General features: G+C 64.7%; 2 protein-coding genes. Both read left to right on the top strand.

The annotated features are described in order from the left end of the window. Positions 1 to 308: 308 nt before the first annotated feature. The gene (locus Q8R73_RS14405; RefSeq protein WP_305720219.1) at positions 309 to 818 is read left to right on the top strand and encodes an OsmC family protein; all 510 of its coding nucleotides are present in this window, start codon (positions 309 to 311) and stop codon (positions 816 to 818) included. Between the two features lie 132 nt (positions 819 to 950). After that, positions 951 to 1,745 carry a hypothetical protein gene (locus Q8R73_RS14400; RefSeq protein WP_305720218.1) on the top strand — a complete coding sequence of 265 codons (795 nt, stop codon included), beginning with the start codon at positions 951 to 953 and terminating at the stop codon, positions 1,743 to 1,745. Positions 1,746 to 1,939 lie beyond the last annotated feature (194 nt).

Raw genomic sequence — 1,939 nt, 5'->3', positions numbered from 1 at the left:
TCAATGCCGGGGCGGGGCTGGGTCACGAGGTTGTCCATATCCTAACCCGAATATCGGACGGCGCCGGTGCTGTCACGGGAGATTCCGCTGGACAACACCAGGTCCGTGCGGTGTTCCCCCCGGCTTGAACGAGCCCGCTCTCGACACAACGCGTCGGCGGTCTGTTTTTTTGCTCGCCAACTCAACTAACTCATTGAAACCGTATGCATTTCCGATAGCTTGATGGACTTGCCGCGCTGGCGTGGAATGGTGACATCCGTTCGCCGACCCGGTACATCCAACTTGCGATAATCCCCGGGAGAGAAAAAATGGACGCCGCCGAACTCCGCGCCACCCAGGCCCCGCTCAAGGAGCGCTACAGGTCTGATCCCGAGACAGCGATGATCAAGCTGACCGCCAGGGGCTCGATCGAGAACGAAGGCATCGCCTGCAAGCTCGAGACCGGCCGCGCGCTGGCGGTGGCCGGCCTGCATCCCGCGACCGGCGGCTCCGGGCTGCAACTGTGCTCCGGCGACATGCTGCTGGAAGCGCTGGTGGCCTGCGCCGGCGTGACCCTGAAATCGGTGGCGACCGCCGTCGAGGTGCCGCTGAAGAGCGGTCATGTCATTGCCGAGGGCGATCTCGATTTCCGCGGCACGCTCGGCGTCGACAAGGAAGCCCCGGTCGGTTTCGCCGAAATCCGCCTGAAGTTCGAGGTCGACACCGACGCCCCGCAGGACAAGCTCGATCTGTTGCTGAAACTCACCGAGCGCTATTGCGTGGTCTATCAGACCATCAAGAACGGTCCGAAGGTTTCGGTATCGATGCAGCGGGTGTGAACGCTTGTCGTCCCATCGAACGCCGGGACCCATACGCCGGGCCCTCGCGTTTCAAACACCGCCGTTCGACGACTTTCGCACCACACGAAGAGTTGTGGTTATGGGTCCCTGCGTTCGCAGGGACGACAGCTCATGTCCCCCGAACTCGCCTTCCTCCTGACGCTGGCGCTGCGCATGGTGATCACCGCTGCGTTCGTGGTGACGGCGTCGGTGATCACCGAGCGCTCGGGTCCGGTGATCGGCGCGCTGGTCGCGACCCTGCCGATTTCGGCGGGGCCATCCTATGTGTTTCTGGCGCTCGATCACGATGCGGCGTTCATCGCCGAGAGCGCGCTGGCGAGCCTGCCGATCAATGCGGCGACGATCTTTTTGGGCCTGGCCTATGTCGTGCTGGCGCAGCGCCGGAATGCGCTGGTCAGCTGTCTCGGCGCGGTCACGGTGTGGGTCGCGCTGGCCTCGATGATCCGCTCGGTGCATTGGACGCTGGCCGGCGGACTGGTCGCGAATGCCATTGCCTTTGCGATCTGCGTGCCGCTGCTGCGGCGTTTTCGCCATGTCAGGATGCCGCTGATCGCGCGCCGCTGGTACGACATCCCGCTGCGCGCCTCGCTGGTCGCCACCCTGGTGGCGACGGTGGTGGCGGCGTCGGGATGGGTCGGACCCAAGGTCAGCGGCATCATCGCGCTGTTCCCGATCGTATTCACCAGCATGATGCTGATCCTGCACCCGCGCATCGGCGGCCCGCCGACCGCCGCCGTGATCGCCAACAGCGCCGGCGGATTGATGGGCCTCGGCATCGCGATCGCGATGATCCATGTTGCATCCCCGCGGTTCGGCTCCGCGATCGGTCTCGGCATCGCGCTGGCGATCTGCGTCAGCTGGAACCTCGGCCTGTGGTGGTGGAGCCGGCGGAAGCTGGTTCATTAAAGCCCGTCATTCCGGGGCGCGTCGAAGACGCGAACCCGAAATCTCGAGATTCCGGGTTCGATGCTTCGCATCGCCCCGGAATGACGACAAGGGCTTCTGCCTACGGCGGTGCCGGAAGATTGATGGTTACCCCCGCCGACAGACCCGCTAGATTGGCCGCGGGACAAGACTGGGGCGCGCGGTGGAGGGGTTGT

It is taken from the genome of Bradyrhizobium sp. (genome assembly GCF_030697065.1).
Taxonomy (GTDB): Bacteria; Pseudomonadota; Alphaproteobacteria; order Rhizobiales; family Xanthobacteraceae; genus Bradyrhizobium.
The sequence above is the reverse complement of the archived record's forward strand: the minus strand, read 5'-3'. Positions and strand labels throughout refer to the sequence as shown.

Excerpts from the sequence above, each read along its gene's own strand:
- Q8R73_RS14405 (WP_305720219.1), top strand. The coding sequence starts at position 309 with ATGGACGCCGCCGAACTCCGCGCCACCCAGGCCCCGCTCAAGGAGCGC.
- Q8R73_RS14400 (WP_305720218.1), top strand. The coding sequence starts at position 951 with ATGTCCCCCGAACTCGCCTTCCTCCTGACGCTGGCGCTGCGCATGGTG.